Source organism: Dietzia sp. DQ11-44 (assembly GCF_014145205.1).
In the GTDB taxonomy this organism is placed as follows: Bacteria; Actinomycetota; Actinomycetes; order Mycobacteriales; family Mycobacteriaceae; genus Dietzia; species Dietzia natronolimnaea.
Genome location: NZ_JAALEC010000734.1, coordinates 1 through 3,039, shown reverse-complemented (window position 1 = coordinate 3,039; position 3,039 = coordinate 1). Strand labels below are relative to the sequence as shown.

Sequence of the window (3,039 nt, the reverse complement as noted above, 5' to 3'; positions counted from 1 at the left end):
GGCTGCCGCCGGCATCGGGGCAGTGGCCACCGCGGCGCAAAGCACAGCCCGGGCCACGCAGTCCACCGAGCAGATGCTCGACGGCGCTCTGGCCGCCCATGCCACCCCCCACCACTACCGGTAACGACAAGGAGCTCAGACGGTGACTACCTCCGGTGAAGCCAACGACCTGCGGCTCTACACCCTCGGTGAGCGGAGCCAACGAACCGGCATGTTCGGGCTGCCGCTGCGGGCAACGCTCATCGCCGGGGGCGCGTTCATCGTGGCGATGTTGGTGCTGATGCAGGGCGGACTGGGCGCTGGTGCGTTGATCGCACTTGCCGCGGTGGTGTACCTGGCTCCCGCGATCTTGCGTATTGGAAATCGAACTCTCTACGAGGTGGCACAAATGCGTTTTCAGTTCTGGCGAGCCGAAAAGGCCGGGTCAACGATCTACCGATCAGGCCCGAACTCTCGCATCCCCGGTGGCCGCTACCGTCTTCCCGGGGCTCTGGCAAAGACCGAGCTCCACGTTGGACGCGACGTGGCCGGCAACGACTTCGCCATGATCCGTGATCAGGCGCTCAACCAGTACACCGTGCTGCTCGACGCCTCCTCCCGGGGCCAGGAGCCATTGACGGTGACTGACCGCAACAACATGACCGCGGAGTGGGGTGCGTGGCTGGCGGAGTTGTCCCTCAACGATGACGTCGTGGCAGCCACCGTGACGGTGGAGTCGTTCCCCACCACCGGGCAGGACTTGATCGCGGCAGTGAAACGGTCTGTCGACGAGTCAACACCGGAGCTCGCTCGCCGTATCCAGGCCGAATCGGCGGTGCAGTTCGCTAAGGGCAAGCTCGTGACCCGCTCATGGATCGCGGTGACGTTCAAGGCCGCCACGGCGATGCAGCGCAAGGACCCGGAGGCGATGGCCACCGACCTGGGCGTGCGGCTTCCGGGCCTGTACCAGCGGCTGGAGTATGCCGGTGTCTCGGCGACTCCGATGCTTCCCGAGGATGCGATCGGCCTGGCGATGCGCTGCTACCGCCCGGACCTGGATGAGTCGATCAATAGGGCGCGGCTGTCGGGCGAGTCGATGGGGGTGGACTGGGAGGACGCCGGCCCCGCCCAGGCGGTGGCCAAGTGGGCCAGCTACCGGCATGAGGACTGGATCTCGCGGTCATTCGAGATGGCCGCCCCGCCCGCTGCGGCGTTCCCGGACCACGTCCTGCGTCCACTGCTGGAGCCGAAGCCCGACATCCCGCGCAAGCGGGTGACGTTGGTGTACCGCCCGATCGCCGCCGGCGACGGTGTCCGCACCGTGGAGAAGGAGCACACCGACGCGGTGAACGCGGCGAACAAGACCCGGTCGATCGGTAAGGCTTCGGCCGGGCTGCGCCTGGAGCGCACCGAGGCCGCTCGTCAAGCGTTGGCGCGGGGCGGCCAGCTCGGAGAGTATTCGCTCCTGGTGACGCTGACCCTGCGGGATGCGGAGCTGCTTGAGCAGGGGTCGGCGATCATCGGCCAACTGGGTAACCGTTCGCAGCTGCGGCTGCACTCCACCAACGGCCAGCAGGACGCCGCGTTCATCGCAGGCATGGGGCTGGGTGTGCTGCTCGACCAGAAGTCGACCATCTCGTCGTTTGCGAGGGCCGAGTGATGGCGCGGCGCACCAAGGCACCGATCGGACCGAAGGAACTCGAGGAGCTGCACGCCCGGATCACCGCCGGCGATGCGGACCAGCCGTGGGTCTTCACTGCCACGGGTCGCGCATACAAGCAGTGGTGCAGCGAGCACCCCGAGCGTGCCGAACAGGCACGCACGGCGCGGCAGGCCTCGGCGCTGCGCTACGGCAAGCCTCGGTTCACCGCTCGGTATTCGGCGGTGGACGGCCACGGCTTCAAGGGAAGGTTCTCGGGCCGCATGTCAGTGGTCTCTGCCCCCGGCGCGACACAGACCTCGACCAACTACGGCTGTGGTTTCAATCCGTGGGTCGTGGGGGCCACCGCGCCCGCGGTCGGTGTTCCCCTGGGCGTGCACGTCCAAACCGGGCAGGACGTCTCGGGCGATGTGCTGTCCTGGTTCAAAGCCGGCATCATCGGCAACCCGTCGGCATTCGTACTGTCGCTTCCTGGCCTGGGCAAGTCCACCGTCATCCGCAAGCAGTTCATCGGCGCGGTCGCCCAGGGGCATGTCCCCATCGTCGCCGGGGACATCAAGGGCGAGTACGTCCCGGTGACCCGGGCGATGGTCACCCCTGCCGGCAAGCAGGGGCAGGTGATCCGCCTGGGCCACGGCCACGGCCACCTCAACCCGCTGGCGGCCGGAGCGCTGGGTGAGGCGATCCCGGTGATGCAGGCACGCCTGGCCACGCTGCCTGCACACAGCGAGGAGGCCACGAAGCTAGCTGAGGCGATCACCGAAACCGCCGAGTCGGTCCATTCTCGCCAGGTCACGATGGTGGTGGCGCTGGCCGAGCTGATCCGTGGCCGGCCGCTGGCCGACTTCGAGGGACTGATCGTGTCCACCTCACTGCGCACGATGCGCGAGACAGGACAATTCTCGTTCGCCTCCCCGCCCCTGCTGCGGGACCTGATCGACTTCATCCGGGCCGGCAACGACGGCCTTCGGCGTGCACTGTTCGTGAGCGACGACACCGAGTACCGCCACACCGTGCGGACCTTGGTCCAGACCCTCGAGTCGCTGACCGACGGCGTGATGGGCCAGGTGTTCGCCGAGCACACCACCACCAAGATCGACTTGGACGCCCCCGCGATCTGTATCGACGTCTCCGCTATCGCTCGAGGAGACCAAGCCCTCAAGGCCGGGGTGCTGTTGGCGTGCTGGTCCGATGCCTACGGAGCGATGGAAGCCGCGCACGTCCTGGCCGACTGCGGACTGGCCCCACAGCGGTACTTCCTGGCGATCCTCGACGAGATGTGGGCGACCCTCGGTGCCGGCGCGGGCATGGTGCAGCGCGTCGACGAGCTCACCAGGCTCAACCGAACCGATGGCACGGGCCTGCTGATGATCACTCACACCGGGCGAGACCTGGAGACT

2 protein-coding genes are annotated in these 3,039 nt (G+C 67.6%); both read left to right on the top strand.

The window, feature by feature from the left end; all coding sequences use genetic code 11:
* Window positions 1–142: 142 nt before the first annotated feature.
* Complete coding sequence (locus G6018_RS16500) at window positions 143–1,639, top strand: SCO6880 family protein (RefSeq protein WP_271800254.1); 1,497 nt, start codon at window positions 143–145, stop codon at window positions 1,637–1,639.
* A partial coding sequence (locus G6018_RS16495) for an ATP/GTP-binding protein (protein WP_182640214.1) occupies window positions 1,639–3,039 on the top strand: 1,401 nt, incomplete at its 3' end. The genes G6018_RS16500 and G6018_RS16495, both read left to right, overlap by 1 nt.